Annotated in this window: 18 protein-coding genes and 1 other RNA gene; 10 read left to right on the forward strand and 9 right to left on the reverse strand. The window is 67.3% G+C overall.

The features are described 5' to 3' along the window. Positions 1–12 precede the first annotated feature (12 nt). On the reverse strand, positions 13–291 hold the full coding sequence (locus tag FHT08_RS18320) for an accessory factor UbiK family protein (protein ID WP_104605791.1): 279 nt from the start codon (positions 289–291) through the stop codon (positions 13–15). A 191-nt stretch (positions 292–482) separates the two neighbouring features. Between FHT08_RS18320 and FHT08_RS18325 the strand changes: the two genes are divergently transcribed. Together FHT08_RS18325 and FHT08_RS18330 are read left to right on the forward strand one after the other, a co-directional pair. Next, entirely contained in the window at positions 483–821 is a 339-nt protein-coding gene (locus FHT08_RS18325; protein ID WP_016904463.1) for a P-II family nitrogen regulator, read from the forward strand. Positions 822–1,280: 459 nt separating this feature from the next. After that, complete coding sequence (locus FHT08_RS18330) at positions 1,281–3,263, forward strand: beta-N-acetylglucosaminidase domain-containing protein (RefSeq protein WP_166776214.1); 1,983 nt, start codon at positions 1,281–1,283, stop codon at positions 3,261–3,263. 352 nt (positions 3,264–3,615) lie between these two features. On the opposite strand, the gene FHT08_RS18335 is transcribed toward FHT08_RS18330, so the two are convergent. Next, positions 3,616–4,290, reverse strand: a complete 675-nt coding sequence (locus FHT08_RS18335) for an RIO1 family regulatory kinase/ATPase (protein WP_166776216.1) — start codon at positions 4,288–4,290, stop codon at positions 3,616–3,618. Positions 4,291–4,900: 610 nt separating this feature from the next. Here FHT08_RS18335 and FHT08_RS18340 point away from each other — a divergent pair. Both FHT08_RS18340 and FHT08_RS18345 read left to right on the forward strand, forming a co-directional pair. Further along, positions 4,901–5,722, forward strand: a complete 822-nt coding sequence (locus FHT08_RS18340; RefSeq protein WP_166776218.1) for a hypothetical protein — start codon at positions 4,901–4,903, stop codon at positions 5,720–5,722. A gap of 206 nt (positions 5,723–5,928) precedes the next feature. Further along, positions 5,929–6,540 (forward strand): PH domain-containing protein, encoded by a 612-nt coding sequence (locus tag FHT08_RS18345; protein WP_104537737.1) that lies wholly within the window; start codon positions 5,929–5,931, stop codon positions 6,538–6,540. Between the two features lie 57 nt (positions 6,541–6,597). Here the strand turns inward: FHT08_RS18345 and FHT08_RS18350 are convergent. Both FHT08_RS18350 and speE read right to left on the reverse strand, forming a co-directional pair. After that, positions 6,598–6,673: non-coding RNA, sX9 sRNA (locus tag FHT08_RS18350), on the reverse strand. Positions 6,674–6,946: 273 nt separating this feature from the next. Continuing rightward, positions 6,947–7,804, reverse strand: a complete 858-nt coding sequence (gene speE, locus FHT08_RS18355) for a polyamine aminopropyltransferase (RefSeq protein ID WP_166776220.1) — start codon at positions 7,802–7,804, stop codon at positions 6,947–6,949. A gap of 235 nt (positions 7,805–8,039) precedes the next feature. On the opposite strand from speE, the gene speA reads away from it, so the two are divergent. The 3 genes from speA (at position 8,040) to FHT08_RS18370 (ending at position 11,853) form a co-directional block, all read left to right on the forward strand. After that, positions 8,040–9,926: an arginine decarboxylase gene (gene speA, locus FHT08_RS18360; protein WP_166776222.1), complete on the forward strand. Its 1,887-nt coding sequence runs from the start codon at positions 8,040–8,042 to the stop codon at positions 9,924–9,926. Positions 9,927–10,237: 311 nt separating this feature from the next. Then, positions 10,238–10,534, forward strand: coding sequence for a hypothetical protein (locus tag FHT08_RS20100; RefSeq protein WP_243849086.1), 297 nt, complete (start codon positions 10,238–10,240; stop codon positions 10,532–10,534). Positions 10,535–10,710: 176 nt separating this feature from the next. Continuing rightward, entirely contained in the window at positions 10,711–11,853 is a 1,143-nt protein-coding gene (locus FHT08_RS18370) for an acyltransferase (RefSeq protein ID WP_343204164.1), read from the forward strand. Between the two features lie 186 nt (positions 11,854–12,039). Here the strand turns inward: FHT08_RS18370 and FHT08_RS18375 are convergent, their stop codons facing one another. From FHT08_RS18375 to radC, 5 genes are all read right to left on the reverse strand, one after another. Next, positions 12,040–12,795, reverse strand: a complete 756-nt coding sequence (locus tag FHT08_RS18375) for an SDR family NAD(P)-dependent oxidoreductase (RefSeq protein WP_104605785.1) — start codon at positions 12,793–12,795, stop codon at positions 12,040–12,042. A 39-nt stretch (positions 12,796–12,834) separates the two neighbouring features. Beyond that, positions 12,835–13,383, reverse strand: coding sequence for a hypothetical protein (locus FHT08_RS18380; RefSeq protein WP_166776224.1), 549 nt, complete (start codon positions 13,381–13,383; stop codon positions 12,835–12,837). A gap of 5 nt (positions 13,384–13,388) precedes the next feature. Next, positions 13,389–14,270, reverse strand: a complete 882-nt coding sequence (locus tag FHT08_RS18385; RefSeq protein WP_166776226.1) for an SPOR domain-containing protein — start codon at positions 14,268–14,270, stop codon at positions 13,389–13,391. Between the two features lie 45 nt (positions 14,271–14,315). Further along, complete coding sequence (gene argS, locus FHT08_RS18390; protein ID WP_166776228.1) at positions 14,316–16,004, reverse strand: arginine--tRNA ligase; 1,689 nt, start codon at positions 16,002–16,004, stop codon at positions 14,316–14,318. An 83-nt stretch (positions 16,005–16,087) separates the two neighbouring features. Next, complete coding sequence (radC, locus tag FHT08_RS18395) at positions 16,088–16,765, reverse strand: DNA repair protein RadC (RefSeq protein WP_104537746.1); 678 nt, start codon at positions 16,763–16,765, stop codon at positions 16,088–16,090. Between the two features lie 96 nt (positions 16,766–16,861). On the opposite strand from radC, the gene coaBC reads away from it, so the two are divergent. Genes coaBC through FHT08_RS18410 form a run of 3 tightly spaced genes read left to right on the forward strand, consistent with a single transcriptional unit; the run spans position 16,862 to position 20,959 of the window. After that, positions 16,862–18,136: a bifunctional phosphopantothenoylcysteine decarboxylase/phosphopantothenate--cysteine ligase CoaBC gene (gene coaBC / locus FHT08_RS18400; RefSeq protein WP_104645508.1), complete on the forward strand. Its 1,275-nt coding sequence runs from the start codon at positions 16,862–16,864 to the stop codon at positions 18,134–18,136. Then, positions 18,133–18,600 carry a dUTP diphosphatase gene (gene dut, locus FHT08_RS18405; protein WP_016901966.1) on the forward strand — a complete coding sequence of 156 codons (468 nt, stop codon included), beginning with the start codon at positions 18,133–18,135 and terminating at the stop codon, positions 18,598–18,600. Before coaBC ends, dut begins: the two co-directional genes overlap by 4 nt. A 13-nt stretch (positions 18,601–18,613) precedes the next feature. After that, positions 18,614–20,959, forward strand: a complete 2,346-nt coding sequence (locus tag FHT08_RS18410) for a phosphomannomutase/phosphoglucomutase (RefSeq protein ID WP_166776230.1) — start codon at positions 18,614–18,616, stop codon at positions 20,957–20,959. Positions 20,960–21,169 lie beyond the last annotated feature (210 nt).

Consider the following 21,169-nt stretch of genomic DNA (forward strand, 5'->3'; position numbering starts at 1 on the left):
GGAAGGCCCTGATCAGGGAGTGACAGGTGGCGCTGCGGGCGGCGTCGCGGGCGCGCGGGCTTCCAGCGCGGCCACGGCCTGTTCCAGCGCGTCGAGTTTTTCGCGCGTGCGCAGCAGCACCGCGCGCTGCACGTCGAACTCTTCGCGGGTGACCAGGTCCAGCTTGCCCAGGCCGGCCTGCAGCGCGCCCTTGAAGGTGCTTTGCAATTCTTCGCGCGATTGGCGCAGGCCCGGCGGCACCAGGTCGCTGAGGCGGCGGGCGAGGTCGTCGAGCTGGTTGAAATCGATCATGAGTGTTCTCCGCAGGTCCGTAGGGAGCCTAATGCAGGCCGGGACACGCGGGACATCGGCAAGGCAGTCGGCAGGCGGTAAGGATAGTCCCATTCGGCTGTCGGCCGCGGCGACGGCAGTACGCTGCGGGGTGAGTGTTACGGCCTTCCACGGTATGCTGCGCGCCCTGTCATGCCCCTGGATCTGCACCGATGAAAATGATCATGGCCATCGTCAAACCGTTCAAGCTCGACGATGTGCGCGAAGCGCTCGCCGGCTGCGGGGTGGCTGGCATCACGGTGACCGAGGTCAAGGGCTTCGGGCGCCAGAAGGGGCATACCGAGCTGTATCGCGGTGCGGAATACGTGGTCGATTTCCTGCCCAAGGTGAAGATCGAAGTGGCGGTGACCGACGACCAGGCCGAGCGCGTGGTCGAAGCCATCGTGACCGCGGCCGGGACCGGAAAGATCGGCGACGGCAAGGTGTTCGTCTACGACCTGGGCAGTGTGGTGCGGATCCGTACCGGCGAGTTGGACAGCGACGCGCTGTAAGGCGTCAGCGGGCAGCGCCTTCGGTCGACATTGCGCCGTTGGTGCCTGGGCGATCGGCCGATTGCTGAGATGTCGCAGCTATCGCACAAGCCATCGGAAGATTGCCGCGACGCGGCGCCATGGCGTCCACAGTTGCATCGTCGGTCACTCGCCACTCGTGGGCAGGCGGCATCTGGCTGTCGATGCGTCTGCGAAACGGTGCGCCGGAGCTCAACTTCATCCGAGCAGCTGGTCCGCTACAGGACCCGAGCGGTGCCACGCCACGCAGCGCGCTCATACCATTTCAATACCGAAGATCGGATCCGCCACCTGAGGCAGCGTTGGCATTCACGTGATGCCCGTGATCCAGCTCCTAGCTGGCGGTTTGGTTCAAAATCTTTCGAGACCGGTCCTGCTTGTCCCCACGGGACGACTTGCCTACTCTAGCACCTAATACCATTTCAATACCGGAGTTAGGGGATGAAGCGACGCGATAGGAAATCGGGCTTGCGCCCGCTCTCGCTCTGGCTGGCAGCGGGCCTGGCAGCGGCGACAGTCCCCGCACTGGCGCAGCCGGTCACCCAGCCGGCGATCTTCCCCGCGCCGGTTTCGATCACGCTGGAGGGCGGCACCGTCACGCTGGGTCAGTCAGTGGTGCTGGTAGCGGCGCCGGGTGCGGATCCGGAATCGGTCGCGCTGGTACGCCGCATCCTCGGTACGGCCGGCGTCACCAGGATCGTCACCGCAGCGCGTCTGCCGGCAACACTCGACCGGCCGCACATCGTGCTCGGCACCGGCGAGGCGGCAGTGGTGCGCGATGCGCTGAGCCGCAGCAAGGCGGTGCAGGACACCCACAAGGAGGGCTATACGCTCGCCAGCGTGGCACTCGGCACCGGCAGCCTGATCACGCTAGCCGGTCACGACAACGACGGGCTGTTCCATGCGGCGCAGACGCTGCGCCAGCTGGTCGAGCGCCCGGCCATTCCGACCCTGGCGATCCAGGATCATCCGGCGATGCCGATCCGCGGCACCATCGAAGGCTTCTACGGCGCGCCATGGTCGATGGCCGACCGCAGCAAGCACATCGAGTTTCTCGCCCGCAGCAAGGCCAATACCTTCATCTACAGCCCCAAGGACGACCCGTACGCGCGCGACCGCTGGCGCGACGCGTATCCGCCCGCAACGCTCAAGGCGCTGGGCAAGCTGGCGGCCACCGCCAAGCGCAACCATGTCGACTTCGTCTATGCGATCTCGCCGGGGCCGACGGTGTGCTTCTCCGATCCGGCCGACGCCAAGGCGCTGCTGCGCAAGTTCGATGCCTTCCGCGCGCTGGGTGTGCGCAGCTTCTACGTGGCGCTGGACGATATCGAATACACCAAGTGGAACTGCGAGCGCGACAAGGCCACCTTCGGCGATTCCGGTGCGCAGGCGGCTGGCATCGCGCAGTCGCATCTGCTCAACCTGGTGCAGGCCGATCTGGTCGCCCGCCACGATGCAGCCTCGGAACTGATCATGGTGCCGACCGAGTATTACGACGCCAAGGAAAGCCCGTACAAGCAAGCGCTGCGCAAACATCTGGACCCGAAGATCGTGGTGCAGTGGACCGGCACCGACGTGGTGCCGCCAGCCATTTCCATTCCCGATGCACGCGCGGCGACCAAGGCGTTCGGCCGCAAGACGCTGCTGTGGGACAACTACCCGGTCAACGATTTCGAAACCTCGGCCGGGCGCCTGCTGATGGCGCCGTATGCGCGGCGCGAGGCCGGCCTGTCGGCGGAGTTGTCCGGCATCGTCTCCAACCCGATGAATCAGGAAGTGCCCAGCCGGGTCGCAGTGATGGGGCTGACCGCCTTCGCCTGGAACGACACCGGCTACGACGCCGAGCGCACCTGGCATGCGGCCGCACGCGACCTGGCCGGTGGCGACGCGCAGTTGACCGCCGCGCTGCTGACCTTCTTCGATACCCAGCATCTGGCGCCCACCTTCGGCAGCCAGCCGTGGCAGGAACAGGCGCCGCGGCTGAAGGCCGTGCTCGACCATGTGCGCGAAACGATTGCGCTGGGCGATGCGGCAGCGCGCAGCCAGGCCATCGCCGAGCTGGCGCGTACGGCCGATGCATTCGCGGCCGCGCCGCAGACCATTCGCGCAGGCGTGGCCGACAAGGGCTTTGCGGAGCAATCGCGGCCCTGGCTGGAGGCGATGGAAGCCTGGGGCCGCGCGCTGCAGCAGACCGCGGCCGGCCTGGATGCCGCCAATCGCGGTGACGCGCAGGCGGCAGTTGCGTTTGCCGATGCCAAGCGGATCGCCGCCGACGCCGCAGCGATTACCTCGATTCCCGGCGCCACGCGCTTCGGTGGCCCGGTCAAGCTCGCCGATGGCGTGCTGGACCGCTTCGTCGCCGACGCGCCGCGCCTGATCGCCTACCGCGCGCCGTCGGCAGCCGAAGCGGCAGACGCGCATTGAGGAACCGGGGCGGCGACCGGTCGACGGGTTAGCCGCCTGGAGGGCGCCGCCGGTGCACGGCATCGGCGCGTACCCCTGTCCACTGTGGTTTCCCCGCGCCGTTGCGCACCACCTGGCGATTGCTCGCCAGGAAGATTGGCGCACCGTTGGCGTGGCATCGGGATGGCCAGGCTTGCAGCCCGGCGGGTGTGGCCCACAACGCCGGACCAGCATGCGGCATGCGGATCGATATGCGTTGTTGCGCAGGTGCGGGTGCTGGATGCAGGGCGCGGTTGCACGTCACCGGCCAGGCATCGCGCCCGGCGCGCGCTGCCTTGGCGGCGGGTGGCCGCGGCCTGCCGGTCAGCGGGTTTCAGTCGGCACTGGTTGGCTGCGCATCGCGCTTCAGGTGCCGATACAGCCGCTTCCAGCTGCCGCGGATGGTGCGTACCCAGCGCGGCTCGGCGCTGCGTGCGGCCTCGTCGGCGGTCGGCGCGATCCCGGCCAGACGCTGGCGCATCTTCTGGAAATTGGCCACGTCGCTGCGCTGCAGTTGACGCGCCAGCAGGCCGCGCCGCAACCAGCGCGGGAAGCGCCAGGCCGAGGTGAAGTCGATCAATACCGGCACGCCGGCACTGATCACCACATTGGTGCCGTGCAGATCGTTGTGGGTGATGCCGACGGCGTGCAGGCGGCGCAGCGCCTGCTGCAGCTGCTGGAACACCTCCTGGCCGACCACCGCGCTGGCGCTGAGGGTGTCGCCCGGAATGAACTCCATGCCCAGCGCCAGCCCGCCCAGCGTGCCGAGCAGGGCCGGCGCATGCCGCCAGCCGTGCAGCCGGGCCAGCATCTTGGCCTCGTGCCGCACCATCAGCCGCGCGATCGGCGCCAGCAGCGTACGGCGGTAGCGGCTGTAGTCCTTGACCACCGCCAGTTGCCCATCCAGATGCGCGCGATAGACGTTGGGCTCGAGCAACCGGGTGCCCTGCTTGAGCAGCACGGGCGTGACGATTTGCAGGCTGGAGGTGTCCAGCGGCTGGTAATGCATGACAAGTCTCCGGACCTTGGCGGCGCGGAGCGATCACGCGTCTGGCAGGGTTCACGATGATCGCGAGGGATCGGTCCGGCGGATTTTAGAACTTGCGAGTATTGAAATTATATTTGTTTAACAAATGAAATGTTCCGGACATGGAACAGCCTTGCTATTCAAGCGGTTGAAGCACTCGGGTTTTGCAAAATCACCGGATCGGACGGCATGCGGGAGCGCTCTGCCGATGCACTGGACGGCCACACGCGGCACCACGGCCGCGGTGCGATCTCGCTCGATCGCAATGGGAGCTGGCGATCGGCTCGCGGCGGATCGGTAGTGGCGGAACATGTCGAAGCTCACCCCGGCAGAGTGCGGTTGGACATGCGTGTCGCCGCTTCTTGACAGGCAATGAGACTCCAGACACTGTGCGCGCTGCGGTCAGGGGGCTGCATCACGCGCGCGTCGCGCACATCCACGCCGGTGTGCCGCGGCCGGTGCCTTGGGCATTGCAGTGATGCGGGGACGCCCCCGGAGAGATGACAGCAACTGCGCCACTTCCAGACGCCGTCGGGTTCGCCCGCGCGCGCACGGATGCGGGAACGATGGGGGACCACTCATGGGGAATACGATGAAAAGGACTGCAACACTGCTATTGGCCTGCACGGCGCTTGGCGTCACGGCACAGGCTTCAGCGCAATCGCTGTCGCGCGGCTGGGACAGCTACCGGCAGCAGCAAAAGCAGCCGCAGGCCGGTACGCAGGAGGCCCCTGCGCCGGCAGCGCCGCAGTCGCGTCCGTCGCAAGCCGGCGGCGCGCCGACCGCCGTCGGTGGAAGCGGAAGTGCAGGTGTGGTCGACCAGACCGGCGGATTTGCCACCGTCACGGCGCAGACGCCTGCGGTAGATGCGCCGCCTGCGCCGGCGTACGCAGCAGCGCCAGTACCAGCAACGGGCACTGCGCGGACCGAGCAATCGCGTATCGACAGCGGCGCGTTTATCAGCGTGCAGCGTGGTAGGGGCGAGGTGTTCAGTGGCTACAAGCAGGACATGCTTGGCCTCAGTGCCGGCTATCGCTGGCGTGCCGGCTCGGTGACGTTGATCGGGCTCGAGGGATCGGTTGGGCGCCTGGACCGCGGAGACTCGACCGACGATGTCTTTATTCCAGCAGTGAAGTTTGGCGGCATCGGCGGTACGGCCCGCTTCAACTTTGGTGACACTCCACTGTTTGCTGTGGTGCGTATTGGCTCATGGTATGCGGAGGTCGCAGAAATGAGTGATGAAATCTACGGTGGCTACGCGAGCCTCGGCCTGGGCGTCGATATCGGCAAGCACGCGAGTGTAAGCGCGATGTACACCAACTACATTTACGCCAACGATTACTATGACTACGCCGAAGACACCACCATCAATCGTGCCGAAGTACTGAACGCGGCACTCGAAGTCCGCTTCTAATGTAAGCGAACGATCCAGGAACGGCGGGCGGCAGCGTCCGCCCTTCTGCGTCAGATGTAGTTCAACAGCGACTTGGCAGACGGCAATTCTGTTTGAGGCCGCACCTTGTAGCCGCGCCGCATACGGTCATTGGCGTTGCACGGGCATCCATGCGGGTTGTTGTAGTGTCACGGTCAACGCATTGACTCAGCCGTTGGCGAGGGCAGATGGACGCATTGGCGCAGTTTTTGACGGACGAGCAGGACCCAACGGCAGTGGGCAGGATCCTGCCCAAGGTCACCGAGTTGCTGACTCGCGACGAGCAGGTCGAGTACATCGCCGTGCAGAAGAAGATGGTGATGAACCTGTCACCTGACGCGGTGGTGCTGACCAACCGCAGGTTCATTGTGGTCTACCCGAAACTGTTCGGCATGACGTTTCGCGATTTCCCCTGGCGCGAGGTGCTCGATGTGCACATGAGCGAACAGATGCTCGGGGCCACCATCATGTGCCGCACCACGCAGGGCGCGTACGCATCCATCGATAGCCTTCCAAAAAAGCAGGCGCGGCGCGTGTATGCCTATGCGCAGCAGGTGGAAGAATCCGCCTACGAAAAACGCCAGCAGCTGGAATTCGACAAGTTGCGCGCGTCGGCCGGCGGTGTGGTGGTGCACGCTCCTGCAGCGCAGGGTGCGGTGCCTTCGGCTCCGCCGATCGCGGTGGCCGTCACCGATGATCCGATGCAGGTGCTGAGCAAGCTCAAGCAGCTATTGGATGCGGGTTTGGTCACGCAGGAAGAATTCGACGCCAAAAAAGCCGAGGTGTTGGCACGGCTGTAAGGCTGCTGACAGATTCAGCAGGTAGCCGTCAGCTGGCGGGGATTGCGGCCCAAGAATGCCTGACAAGACGTAGCGAGCAGTCGTAAGCCGTGCGGACGGTGCGCCTAGAACCGGAGCGTACGGCGTCGTGCATGCCGATTCCGAGCACCGGCCGTGCCAAGCGGTGCACGCAGTGGATCGGGAAGTCGCTTCAAGCGGCGGTCTGCGGTGCTCTGCGCTTGCCGCAGCATGCGCGCAGACCGCTACGCCGGTCGTGGGGTGCCAGGCTACGGCAGTTAAGACCGTCACGTGATCGTCGTCGGGCGGGCGCAGTCGCTGCGCGGAGCCGCTTGCCGCATGGACATGGCGGCTGCTCCGCGCCTGTCATGTCCATCTGGCGACCGTTCACCTTGTGCCGCTGGCAGTCTTACTCGCCCAGCGCCTTGGCCACGAACGGCGGCGCGACCAGCACGCCGGTGTGCAGGTGGGCGGTGTAGTAGAGCGTCTCGAAGCCCTTGGCCTGCGCGGCGTCCTGGCGGAAGGCGAACTCGGCGTTGGCCTGCTTGCTGGCCATGGTCACGCTCCACCAGCCGGTGGGGTAGCACGGCTGCGGGAACGGCAGGGTCTTGAACGACTGGAAACCGGCCTTGCCCATTTCGGTGCGCATTTCCTTGATCAGCTCCAGCAGCGCCAGCGGCGACTCGGACTGCTGCACCAGGATGCCGTCGTCCTTCAATGCCTTGAAGCAGCTTTCGTAGAAGGCCTTGTTGAACAGCCCTTCGGCCGGGCCGACCGGGTCGGTGGAGTCGACGATCACAATATCCACGCTAACGGCCGGGCAGTTGGCCATGTAGGCCACGCCGTCGTCGAACAGCAACTCGGCACGCGCATCGTGGTTGGAATCGCACAGCTCGGGGAAGTACTTCTCCGACATGCGGGTGACCTGCTCGTCGATGTCGCACTGGGTGGCGCTGTCCACGCCCGGGTGCTTGAGCACCTCGCGCAGGGTGCCGCAGTCGCCGCCGCCGATGATCACCACGCGCTTGGGCGCGGCGTGGGTGAACAGCGCCGGGTGGCTGATCATCTCGTGGTAGAAGAAATTGTCGCGGCTGGTCAGCATCACCGCGCCGTCGATCAGCATCAGCTTGCCCCAGTCGGTGGTCTGGTAGATCTCGATCTTCTGGAACGGGGACTGCACCTCGTCCAGCTTGCCGCTGATGCGGAAGCCGATCGCCGAGCCGGTGGGCTGGAAGTGTTCGATGTACCAGTTGTCGTTGGCGCTCATGCAAAGTCCTAAAAGATGGGGGCTGTTCCTTCTCCTACGCGGGAGAAGGTGGCGCTTGGCGCCGGATGAGGGCCGGACGCAGCCGCGTGCAAGCAAGCTGCCGACGGCCATGCCGAACCCTCGCCAACCCCGCTCCAACCGGGAGAGGGGCGTGAAGTCGGCGCGGATTGTAACGGACCCTGCGCGTGCCAGGCGTTACACTTCACGCCCTTTTTGTCCCAGCCGAGTCAGCGAAATGAGCGATTGGTCCCTCGACCAAGCCCGCAAGACCTATTCGATCCCGCATTGGGCCGACGGGTATTTCGATGTGAACGACGCCGGACATGTGGTGGTCACGCCGACCAGCGACGGTCCGTCGGTGTCGTTGCCCGAGGTGGTGGACGCCGCGCGCGCGGCCGGCGCCAAGCTGCCGCTGCTGGTGCGTTTCCCGGACATCCTGGGCCAGCGCCTGGGCAAGTTGCAGGCGGCGTTCGCGCAGGCGCAGTCCGAATGGGATTACGCCGGCGGCTACACGGCCGTGTACCCGATCAAGGTCAACCAGCATCGGGGCGTGGCCGGCACCCTGGCGTCGCACCATGGCGAGGGCTTCGGCCTGGAAGCGGGCAGCAAGCCGGAGCTGATGGCGGTGCTGGCGCTGTCGCGCCCGGGTGGGCTGATCGTCTGCAACGGCTACAAGGACCGCGAATACATCCGCCTGGCGCTGATCGGCCGCAAGCTCGGCCTGCAGACCTTCATCGTCATCGAAAAACCCTCCGAGCTGAAGCTGGTGCTGGAAGAGGCCCGCGCACTGGACGTCAAGCCGGGTCTGGGCGTGCGCATGCGCCTGGCTTCGCTTGGCGCGGGCAAGTGGCAGAACAGCGGTGGCGACAAGGCCAAGTTCGGGCTGTCGCCGCGCCAGGTGCTGGACCTGTGGAAGACGCTGCGCGATACCGAGTACGCCGACAGCCTGAACCTGCTGCACTTCCATATGGGTTCGCAGATCTCCAATGTGCGCGACATCGCCAACGGCATGCGCGAGGCCACGCGCTACTTCGTGGAGCTGTCGCGGCTGGGCGCGCGGATCAGCCACGTGGATGTCGGCGGCGGTCTGGGCATCGATTACGAAGGCACGCGCTCGCGCAGCTATTGCTCGATCAACTACGGCCTGCATTCCTACGCCAGCAACATCGTGCAGCCCCTGGCCAGCGCCTGTGAAGAGCACGGCCTGGCTCCGCCGCGCATCGTCACCGAATGCGGCCGCGCGATGACCGCCCACCACGCGGTGTTGATCGCCAACGTGTCCGAAGTGGAGCAGGCGCCGGAAGGCCGCGTACCGGACACGCACGATGACGAGCCGGCAGCGATCCGCCACCTGCGCGAGATCCATGACGAGCTCGATGTGCGCCCTGCAGTAGAACTGTTTCAGGAGGCGCAGCACTTCCATGCCGAAGGCCTGAGTGCCTACGCATTGGGCCAGATCGACCTGACCCACCGCGCGCGTATCGACGACCTGTTCTATGCGATCGCGCACGGCGTACGTGCACGCCTGAGCTTCGACGAAAAGAGCCATCGCCCGGTGCTGGACGAGCTCAACGAGCGGCTGGTGGACAAGTATTTCGTCAACTTCAGCGTGTTCGAGTCGATTCCGGATGTGTGGGCGATCGATCAGGTGTTCCCGATCGTGCCGATCGAGCGCTTGAACGAAGCGCCGCAGCGGCGCGGCATCATCGCCGACATGACCTGCGATTCCGACGGCATGGTCAAGACCTACGTCGAGAACGAAAGCCTGGACAGCTCGATGCCGCTGCATGCGTTGAATCCGGGGCAGAGCTATCGCATCGGCTTCTTCCTGGTCGGTGCCTACCAGGAAATCCTGGGCGATATCCATAACCTGTTCGGCGATACCGATGCGGTGGAAGTGGCCGTGGACGGCGACGGCTACCGCATCGCGCAGCAGCGCCGCGGCGATACCACCGATGTGATGCTGGACTACGTGGGCTATCAGCTGGACACGCTACGTGCGACCTATGCCGAGCGCATCGCCGCCGCGCAGCTATCGCCCGAGCGCGCACGGGAATTGAGCGACGCACTGGAAGCAGGGTTGACCGGTTACACCTACCTGTCCGACGAACCGTTGGGCTGAGGCCCCGCGTCCACGCCAAGACGACCTCGTCTTCTGCCTCGCCCGCGGCTGCCGGGCCCTTGCGGCTCACGGTCGAACTCAACACCCGCCTGCAACCGTTGCACCACGGCGAGCTCTTCGAGGATCCGCTGGCCGGGATCATGGCTGGGCATGGCCTGGGCGAGATCCTGGGGGGGGGGCACCGAGGTCAGTCCGATCGGCGAGGTCGGGCGCGGCGATATCGGGGTCGCGCTGGCGTCCGGCGACCCGGCCTCAATCGAGGCCCTGACCGGGGTGCTCGACCGCCGGGCCGCGACCGGGGTTCGCGGCCGGTGTTCGACGACGGCCGCGCGCTGCTGGCGTTCGGGGCGTCCGAGGCGATGGCAGCCTATCTCAACGACACCGACCTTCCGGATGCGGTGTACGCCGAGTGCGACGTGAACCACGTCTACGCGGAACTGGATTGGCTGGTCGAAGGCCAGGGCAGGGTGATGAGCTGCTGGCAGGGTCCGTCGGAGACCGCGCTGTACCTGCATGGGCGATCGTTCGAGGCGATGCGCGAGGCGACCGCAGATTTTCTCGCGAGCTGTCCGCTGTGCGCGAAGGCGCGCTTGGTGCAGACGGCCTGACGCCGGGTTCGCCGTCCCCCTTCGAAGGGGGGGCAGCCGATTTGAAGGGCACCGCCGCCCTCGTCCGCTGTGGCGGGCCCTGGCCCGTCGCGGCCTGGATGCAGCAGCTCCGGCCCGCGGCGTTGCGCCAGATCTGCGGGTAAGATCGCTGGTGCCCCCTCGCGACCCTGCTGATCGTGTCCCCCCCACAACGCCTTCCCGGTCTCGACCTGCTGCGCAGCATCGCCATCGTCTGGGTGATGCTGTTCCATACCTATCTCATCGGCGACCTGGCCCCGGGCTGGACCTGGATGTCGCGCTACGGCTGGATGGGCGTGGACCTGTTCTTCGTGCTGAGCGGCTTCCTGATCGGTACCCAGGTACTGACACCGCTGGCGCGCGGCGAACGCCTGCGCTTCGGCGACTTCTACCTGCGGCGCGCGTTGCGCATCCTGCCGGCGTTCTGGGTCATGCTGGCGCTGTACCTGTGGTGGCCGGCGATCCGCGAGGTGCCGCGGATGGAGCTGTGGTGGAAGTTCGTGTTCTTCCTGTTCAACGTCACCGCGGACTACCGCAATCCGGCGTTCTCGCAGATCTGGTCGCTGTGCGTGGAGGAGCACTTCTACCTGGTGTTCCCGCTGCTGGCGGTCGCCTGCGCCGGACGCCTGAGCGCGCGCGGCTTCGTGCGGCTGTGCCTGGCGCTCGTGGCCGCCGGCATGCTGCTGCGCTGCAGCGTCTGGATCCACGATGCGGCGGCGCAGGCGCGCGGGGCGATGGAACGCAACTGGTTCGTCGAGGACATCTACTACCCGACCTGGAACCGGCTCGACGGCCTGCTGGCCGGCATCATGCTCGCCGCCTTCAAGGTCCACCGGCCCCTGCACTGGGCGCGCCTGCAGCGGCATGCCGACGCCTGCGTGCTGGCGGGGCTTACGCTGCTGGCCGTTGCGCTGTGGCTGTTCCGCGAACGCACCGGGCTGAGCGGCAACGTGCTGGGTTGGCCCGTGCTGTCGGCGGCCCTGGCGCTGCTGGTGTTCGCCGCGGCCGGCAGGTCCAGCGTGATCGGCCGCCGCGCGCTGCCCGGCGTGGGCTGGATCGCGGCCGCCTCGTACAGCCTGTACCTGGTGCACAAGGCGGTGTTCCGCCTGGTCGAGCGCACCGCCGGGGACGCGCTTCAGGGCCATCCGCTGCTGGCGTTCTGCGCCTATGCGCTGGCGACCCTGCTGGCCGGGGCATTGCTGCACTACGCCGTGGAGCGGCCGTGCCTGCGCCTGCGCGGGCGGCTGCTGCGTGCGGCCCCGGGGCCGCGACGCGTGCCCCTGGACCGGGCCGCCGGTTAGCGGCGACGTGGGCGTTGCCGAGCGCCGGCGCGGGTGGAAGCGGCGATGCCGGCCCGGGCACCTGCCCCCGGGCTCAGCCCCGAGGGCTTGCGCAGGACCAGGGCTTTGCCTGGCGACACCGGGGCCGCGACTTCCACTGCAGCCCCACCTGCCGGCGCGCGTCAGCGGCCGGCAACGGTCGGCGTGTCAGGCGGGCCGGCGAGCGACCTGGAAGCCGGCGAACGACTGGCTCACCGGCATCAGCTCCAGCCGGTTGATGTTGAGGTGTGGCGGCAGCGTGGCGACGTGGAAGATCTGCTCGGCGATGTCTTCGGCGGTCATCGGCTCGGCGCCGCCGTAGAGCGTGTCCGAGGCCTGCTGGTTGCCACCGGTGCGCACCAGGGTGAACTCGGTCTCGGCCATGCCCGGCTCGATCGAGGTGACGCGCACGCCGGTGCCATGCAGGTCCGAGCGCAGCCCCAGCGAGAACTGGCGTACGAACGCCTTGGTGCCGCCGTAGACGTTGCCGCCGGTATACGGGTAGGTGGCCGCGACCGAGCTGATGTTGAGGATGGCGCCGCGGCGCTCGATCAGGGTGGGCAGCAGCCGGTGCGTCAGCGTCACCAGTGCGGTCACGTTGGTGTCGATCATCTGCCGCCACTGCGCCAGGTCGGCCTGCTGCGCCGGGGCGGTGCCCAGCGCCAGGCCGGCGTTGTTGACCAGCACATCGATGTCGGCGAAGTCGGCCGGCAGCGCGTCGATCGCCGCCGACAAGGCCTGCGCATCGCGCATGTCGAAGGCGGCGGTATGCACCTGACCGGCGGGCAGTTCGGCAGCCAAGGCATCCAGGCGCTCGGCGCGGCGACCGGTGGCGATGACTTTCCAGCCGGCGGCGGCAAAACGGCGCACGGCAGCGCTGCCGAATCCGGAAGTGGCACCGGTGATCAGAACAGTCTTGGACATGGGGATAACTCCTGCGAACAAGGGGATGAGGCGAAGGGGTCAGGGTGTGGTGGCAGGACCAGGTGTGTTGGCCTGGGCGCGAAGCGCGCGCAACCCTGCCTCACTGAGCGGCTCGCGCGTCACTACGCGGCCGTGTCGCACCTGCAGGAGCAAATACGGTGCTTCTGCGGCGCCGGGTGCGGTGTCGCCGGTGCTCGCGGCGGTTGGCAGGGCGATCACCAGCTCGCCATCGATCCAATCCGCGGCCACCGGGGCGGTCCGTCCGGGAAACAGCACATCGAGGGGCAATGCCGGCGGCGCGGTGTCGCAGGCGCCGATGACGACGCGATCCAGCAATACCTGCGCCTGCTCCACGCGCCAATCGGCCCGATAGCCACGCCAGTTTGCACTGCAACTGCCCAGCGCCTGCCGCGCACGCGTCACGAAACGTTGCCAGGTGGCCTGGTCGTCCAGCACCGGCGCCAATGGCTCGGCCAGCAGTGCCGCGTCCTGCCCGTCGATCCGGATGCGGTCGGGGATCTGCTCGGTGGCGTGCGCCGCGCCGATCAGTCCCCACCACAACCACAGGCCGGCGGCGCGCTGCAGCACTGCGGCTACTGCGCCTTGATCGCAATGGCGGGCAAGCCGCTACCGGTCAGTTTCTGCTTGGCTTCGGCCAGTTCGCCGGCGCTGCCGTACGGCCCCATGCGCACGCGGTAAACGGTTTTGCCGCTGATGTCGGCCGATTCGACGCGTGCGGCCAGGCCCATCATCGCCAGCTTGGCCTTGGTCGATTCGGCATCCCCGGAGGCGCCGAACGAGCCGGCCTGCAGGATGTAGCGGGTGTTGTCCGTCACTGCGGCGGGGGATGCCGGCGTGGCAGCTGCTGCTGCCGCAGTCGGCTTCGGCGCAGCCGTTGCAGCTGGCGTGGTGAGCGCCGCAGTGCTGGCCGGAGCCGGCGTGGTGGCCGGACGCGTTGGGGCGGCCTCCGCCAACGGCTTCGGCGCGCTGGCTGCAGTTTCGTTCAACGGAACCGGCACGCTGGCCGCCGGCGTGGCTGCCGCCACGCTCGCACCCGGCGCAGGCGCGACCGGCTTGCCTTCCAGCGCTGCGCGCGCACGTGCGGCTTCTTCGGCGCGCGCACTGGCCGCCAGTTCGGCATCGGACATCTGCACTTCCTTGCCCGGCAGCAAGGTATAGAAGTCGTACTGGGTTTGCGCATCGCCGGGCTTGGCTTGCGGTTTGGGCGGTTGCGCGCTGGGCTTGGGGAGCTCGGCCGGCGTATCCACGTCGGCATCGGCCACCGGTTCGGGCTGCGCGTCGGGGTTGGCGCGCGGGCCTACGCGCAGGAAGCCGTCGCCGTCCTTCTTGAACAGGTTGGGCGCGGCCAGAAAGATCACTGCCGCAATCGCAGCGCCCGCCACCAACCACACCCAACCGGGGGTGCCATTGCTGGTATTGCGTCGCGCCTGACTCTTACCGCGTCGTGCTGCCATCTACCACTTCTCCGAATCACGTCGTTGCGGGCCATGCGGCCCGGCTTACATCTTTTCTGGGGCGCTGACGCCAAGCAGTTCCAGGCCGTTGGCGAGCACCTGCTGCGTGGCGACGGCGAGGGTGAGCTTGGCGTCGCGCTCTGCGGCATCGTCCACCAGCAGTTTGGTGTTGTGATACCACGTGTGGAAGGCGTGCGCCAATTCACGCAGGTATTGCGCGATCTGGTACGGCTCCAGCGTCTGCCCGGCGATTTCCACCACCTCCGCATAGCGCGACAGCTCGACCATGACGTTGAGCGAGTGCTCGTCGTCCAGGCGCGCCAGCTCGGCCAGTCCATGCGCCTGCTCGTACTTGTAGCCCTTCTCCTGCGCCTGCCGCAGCACGCTGCAGACGCGGGCATGCGCGTACTGCACGTAGAACACCGGGTTGTCGTTGCTCTGCTGACGCGCCAAGTCGATGTCGAAGGTGAGCTGCGAGTCGGGCTTGCGCGCGATCAGGAACCAGCGCACCGCATCGGCGCTGGTTTCTTCGATCAGATCGCGCAGGGTGACGTAGCTGCCGGCACGCTTGGACAGTTTCACTTCCTCGCCGCCGCGCATCACCGTGACCATCTGGTGCAGCACGTACTCCGGCCAGCCTTGCGGGATGCCCAGTTCCAGCGCCTGCAGGCCGGCGCGCACGCGCGTCAGCGAGCCGTGGTGATCGGCCCCCAGTTCGGTGATCGCGCGCTCGTAGCCGCGCTGCCACTTGGTCAGGTGATAGGCCACGTCCGGCACGAAGTAGGTGTAGGTGCCGTCGGACTTGCGCATCACCCGGTCCTTGTCGTCGCCGAAGTCGGTGGACTTCAACCACAACGCGCCGCCTTCCTCGTAGGTATGGCCGGAGGCGATCAGCTTCTGCACCGCCTCTTCGACCTTGCCGTCCTTGTACAGCGAGCTTTCGAGGAAATAGATATCGAAATCGACGCGGAACGCGGCCAGGTCGTGGTTCTGCTCGTTGCGCAGATAGGCCACGGCAAAGCGACGGATCGCGTCGAAATCGGCAGGGTCCTTGCCTCCGGTGACCAGATGGCCTTCCAGGTCGACGGTGTCGCCGGCCAGGTAGGCGTTGGCCACATCGGCGATGTAGTCGCCGCGGTAGCCATTCTCCGGCCAGCCGTCGCTGTCGGGGATGAGCCCTTGCGCGCGCGCCTGCACCGACAAGGCCAGGTTCTCGATCTGCACGCCGGCATCGTTGTAGTAGAACTCGCGCTTGACGTTCCAGCCGTTAGCATCGAGCACGCGCGCCAGGCTGTCGCCGATCGCCGCTGCGCGGCCGTGACCGACGTGCAGCGGGCCGGTCGGGTTGGCCGAGACGTATTCCACGCCCACCGAGCGGCCATTGCCGGCCAGCCCGCGACCGTAGTCGTGGCCCTGCTTGAGCACATGCGCCACTTCGCGTTGGTAGGCGGTGGGGGCGAGATGGAAGTTGATGAAGCCGGGGCCAGCGATCTCCACCTTGGCCACGTCGTCGCTGGCTGGCAATGCGGCGACCAGCGCCTGGGCCAGCGCGCGCGGATTGCTGCGCGCCGGCTTGGCCAGCAGCATCGCGGCATTGGTGGCAAAGTCGCCGTGCTCGCGCGTCTTGGGTCGCTCGACCACGAAATCCGGCGGCAGGGTGTCGGCAGGCAGGGTGCCGTTGGCGCGCAAGGCTTCAATGCCTTGGCCGATCAATGCGCGGAGTTGGGCTTTCACGTGGGATCTGCTTGGAACGAAACCACCGATTTTACCCGACCGCGCGCCCCGCGGTCGGGCCGATGGTTCAGGTCACCACCTTGTCATCCCAGCCAGCCGCGCTCGGCCAGCGAGACCGGACGCCCGTCGCCGATCACGAAGTGGTCCAGCAGGCGGATATCCACCAGCTCCAAGGCATCCAGCAGACGACGGGTGACCGCGTGGTCGGCCTCGGACGGTTCCCGATTGCCAGACGGATGGTTGTGCCCGACGATCACCGCCGCGGCATTGTGCAGTAGCGCCCGCCGCACCACTTCGCGTGGATGGATGTCAGCCCCGTCGATGGTGCCGGTGAACAGTTCCTCGAAGGCGATGGCGTGATGGCGGGTATCCAGGTACAGCGCAGCGAACACTTCGTAGGAGCGGGCACGCAGCCGTTGCGAAAAGTAACGGCCGACGCTGGGCGGGTCGCTGAGCGCGTCGCCGCGTTCCAGTGCGCTCAGCAGGTGGCGGTGCGACAGCTCCAGCGCCGCACTGAGCTTGCAGGCCGAGGCCGGACCCAGGCCGGGCAGGCGCGCCAGGGCGGGTGCCGTGCGATCCAGCAGCACGCGCAGCGGGCCGTGGCGAAGCAGCAGGTCGCGCCCGGTCTGGACGGCGTCCTGGCCGCGCAGGCCGGAGCCGACAAAGATCGCCAACAGCTCGGCATCGGACAGGGCAGGGGCCCCGCGCGCCAGAAGTTTCTCGCGCGGGCGTTCGTGGGTGGGCCAGTCGTGAATGTGCATATGGCGAGATTGCCGGTGCTCATCGCTCACGCCTATCAGACCGGACGGGGGCATCGGCTAATCTAGTTGTCCTTGTAACCGTAGGACGACTCCGACGTGATCGGCTCCACTCAGGCCCGCCCCCTGGACGGACAGCGCTTGCTGCTGTGCGTCGGCGGAGGCATTGCCGCTTACAAATCGCTCGAACTGGTCCGTCGCCTGCGCGACGCCGGTGCGCAGGTGCAGGTCGCCATGACCGGCGGCGCGCAACAATTCGTTACCCCGCTCAGCTTCCAGGCGCTGTCCGGGCAGCCCACCCGCACCACGTTGTGGGACAGTGCCGCCGAGCAGGCGATGGGACATATCGAACTGGCGCGCTGGGCCGATCAGGTGATCGTCGCCCCGGCCACGGCCGACCTGTTGGCGCGTCTGGCGCATGGTCTGGCCGACGACCTGGTCAGCACGCTGTGCCTGGCCACCACTGCGCCGCTGACCGTGGCCCCGGCAATGAACCACCGCATGTGGCTGCACCCGGCCACGCAGGCGAATATGGCGAGCCTGTCGGCACGCGGCGTGCGCGTGGTCGGTCCCGATGACGGCCCGCTGGCCGAAGGCGAGTCCGGCCCCGGTCGGCTGGCCGAGCCGGCGGCGATCATCGCCGCCCTGGTCGGCGGTGCCGGTGCTGTCAATGCCACGCTGCTCGCCTCCAAGAGTGCTGCTGCCCCTGCGTTCGTGCCCAGCAGCGCGCAACTGGACGGCCTGCGCATCGTGATCAGTGCAGGCCCCACCTTCGAGGACCTGGACCCGGTGCGCTACGTGGGCAACCGTAGCAGCGGCAAGATGGGCTATGCCCTGGCCGCTGCCGCCGCCAGCCAGGGTGCCGACGTGGTGCTGGTCAGCGGCCCGGTGCACCAGACCACTCCGGCCGGCGTCCGGCGGATCGACGTGCGCTCGGCTGCGCAGATGCGCGATGCGGTGCTGGACGCGTTCCCGGCCGACATCTACATCGGTGCCGCTGCAGTGGCCGACTACACCCCCAAGCGGGTGGTCGCGCAGAAGATCAAGAAGACCGGCGAGACGCTGACCCTCGAACTGGTGCGCACGCCGGACATCCTGGCCGAGGTCGCCGCGCAGACCGGCGCGCTGAAGCTGGTGGTCGGTTTTGCCGCCGAAACGCACGACGTGGAGCATTACGCGCGTGGCAAGCTGGCCGCCAAACGGCTGGACCTGATCATCGCCAACCAGGTGGGGATCGAAGGCGGCGGCTTCGAAAGCGACAACAACGCCGCCACCGCCTATTGGCAGGGCGGCGAGCGCGTCTTCCCCAGCAGCAGCAAGACCGAATTGGCCGACCAGCTGTTGGCCCTGATCGCGGAGAGATTACAGGCATGAGCACCCCGACCCAGTCCCTGCAGGTGAAGCTGCTCGACCCGCGCTTCGGCGACCTGTGGCCGCTGCCGGCCTACGCCACCGACGCCAGCGCAGGCATGGACCTGCGCGCCGCGCTGGAAGCGCCAATGACGCTGGAGCCCGGCGATGCGGCGCTGATTCCCAGCGGCATCGCGATCCATCTGGCCGACCCGCAGCTGTGCGCAGTGATCCTGCCGCGCTCGGGCCTGGGCCATCGCCACGGCATCGTGCTCGGCAATGGCACCGGGCTCATCGATGCCGATTACCAGGGGCCGCTGCTGATCAGCACCTGGAATCGCGGCCGTGAGGCCTTCACCATCGAGCCGGGCGACCGCATCGCACAGCTGGTGATCCTGCCGATCGTGCGCGTGGGCTTGCAAGTGGTGGATACTTTCGTCGACAGCGCGCGGGGAGCGGGTGGATTCGGCCACACCGGCGTGCGCTGACGGGGGACGTCACATGAGCAAGGCGAACGAGCGCAGGCAGTCGATGTCCAGCGTGCGTACGAGTGGTCCGGTGTTGGGGGCGGCGTTATTGCTGCTGGCTGCCTGGTTCGGCTGGAGCAGCTACGCGCAATGGCGCCAGGATGCGGTTGCGCAGGACCTGGAACGGGCGCGCGACCGCGCCGTGCAGGACGTCAGCCAGGCCATGACCCAACAGGCCAGCCAGCTCGATGCCATGCTCAAGCAGCCGCAGGTCATCGCCGCGCTGGCCAATGGCGACGCGCTGGCCGCCGCCTCGATCATCCGCGAGCGCTTCAAGGGCGCCGAGGACGTGCAGGTCTTGTCCGGCGATCTCACCGCCGCGTACGACAATCCCGGGGACTTCGGTTACGCGCGGCTGAGCCTGCTCGAGTCGGCACTGTTGGCCGAGCGTGCGCAGGTGCACGTGGTGCGCGATGCCAAGCAGGTCCGTCTCGGTGTGGCGGCAGCAGTACGACTGGGCGCGCAGCCAGCGGTGGCGTATGCGCGCCTGCCGCTGTTGCGCCTGACCGGCCCGCTGGATGCGATCGCAGTGCCCGGCAGCGCGTACCTGGCCTTGCGCCAGGGCAGCTACAACGTCGCCCAGCAAGGCGATGCGGTGCTGGCCGATGCTGCCGAAACCCTGGCCAGGCCATTGAGTGACAGCGGCCTGCGTGTGGCCGCCGCGGTGCCGCAACGCGATGACGGCCCGTTGGGTCTGGGCGCCGTTGGCTGCGCCATCGTGGCCGCGCTGCTGCTCGTCATCGCGGTGCTGTTGGTACTGGCCAGCCGTGGCCGCGTCGCCCTGCCGCGCCGCCGCGTGGCCGGCGAGTCGATCGCCGACGAACCGACCTTCAGCCAGAGCCTGCAGCACGACGCCAGTGTCGCCAGTCAAGCGCGCGCGCTGGACGCAGATGCGCCGGCCGCGCCGTCGGCGCTGGTGCCGGCCGTGCAGGTCGCCACCGAGATGTTCCGCGCCTACGACATCCGTGGCGTGGTCGGCAAGGACCTCAACCCCGGCGTCGCCGCGTTGATCGGCCAGGCCATCGGCAGCATGATGCAGGCGCAGGGCCTGCGCGAGGTGGTGGTCGGCCGCGATGGACGGCTGTCGGGCCCGGAACTTGCCAACGGCCTGATCGACGGCCTGCGCCGCGCCGGCTGCCAGGTGATCGATATCGGCCTGGCGCCCACCCCGGTGGTGTACTTCGGGGCCTACGAACTGCGCGCCGGCAGCTGCGTGGCGGTCACCGGCAGCCACAATCCGCCCGACTACAACGGCTTCAAGATCGTGATCGGTGGCGAGACCCTGTCGGGGGCGGCGATCGCCGAACTGCACCAGCGCATCAACGAAGGCCGCCTGCACACCGCGGCAGCGCCTGGCGATGTGGAACAGCGCGACATCAGCGATGCCTACATCCAGCGCATCGCCGACGACGTGCAGCTGGACCGCCCGATCAAGGTGGTGGTGGATGCCGGCAACGGCGTGGCCGGCGATATCGCGCCGCGCCTGTTGGAAGCCATCGGCGCCGAGGTCATTCCGTTGTACTGCGAGATCGACGGCACCTTCCCCAATCATCATCCCGACCCGAGCGAGCCGCACAACCTCGACGATCTGGTGAAGATGGTGCAGCGCTTCGATGCCGATATCGGCGTGGCCTTCGATGGCGATGCCGATCGTCTGGGCGTGGTCACCAAGCAAGGCGCGATGGTGTTCCCGGACCGTTTGCTGATGCTGTTCGCCGCCGATGTGCTGCAGCGCAATCCCGGCGCGTTGGTGATCTACGACGTCAAGTGCACCGGCAAACTGTCCGACTACGTGCTGCGCAATGGCGGCAGCCCGTTGATGTGGAAGACCGGGCATTCGCTGATCAAGGCCAAGATGCGCGAGACCGACGCCGAACTGGCTGGCGAGATGAGCGGGCACTTCTTCTTCAAGGAGCGCTGGTACGGTTTCGATGATGGTATCTATGCGGCCGCACGCCTGCTGGAAATCCTGGCCCAGCGCGAGCAGACCCCGTCCGAGGTGTTGGACGCCTTGCCCGAAAGCGTGTCCACGCCGGAAATCAAGGTGCCGGTAGACGGCGATGCGCATGCACTGGTCGCGCGCTTTGTCGAACGTGCGCAGGCTGGCGAGGAATCGCCGTTCGAATCGGCCCGGCTGTCGACGATCGACGGGCTGCGCGCGGACTTCGCCGACGGTTGGGGTCTGGTGCGTGCCTCCAACACCACGCCGATTCTGGTGCTGCGCTTCGAGGCCGACACCGAAGCCGCATTGCAGCGGATTCGCGGGTTGTTCCGCAGCCAGTTGCAGGCCCTGCTGCCGGACCATCCGCTGGAGTTTTGATCGACCGCTGCGCACCGGTCGACTGCTCTGCCGGCAGGGCGGCAGAGCAGATCGTGGCGCCGTAGTTGCCGCCCACACCGTGTTCGACGCTGGCAGAGAGACGATCACCGCAACGCGCAGCCCTGACCGACGTCAGACGTCGCCCGAACAGACGCCGCTTGGACAGATATCCCGCAAAGCTGACAGGCGACAACGCGCATCTGTACGTCT

It is taken from the genome of Xanthomonas sp. CFBP 8151 (genome assembly GCF_011761885.1).
In the GTDB taxonomy this organism is placed as follows: Bacteria; Pseudomonadota; Gammaproteobacteria; order Xanthomonadales; family Xanthomonadaceae; genus Xanthomonas; species Xanthomonas arboricola_B.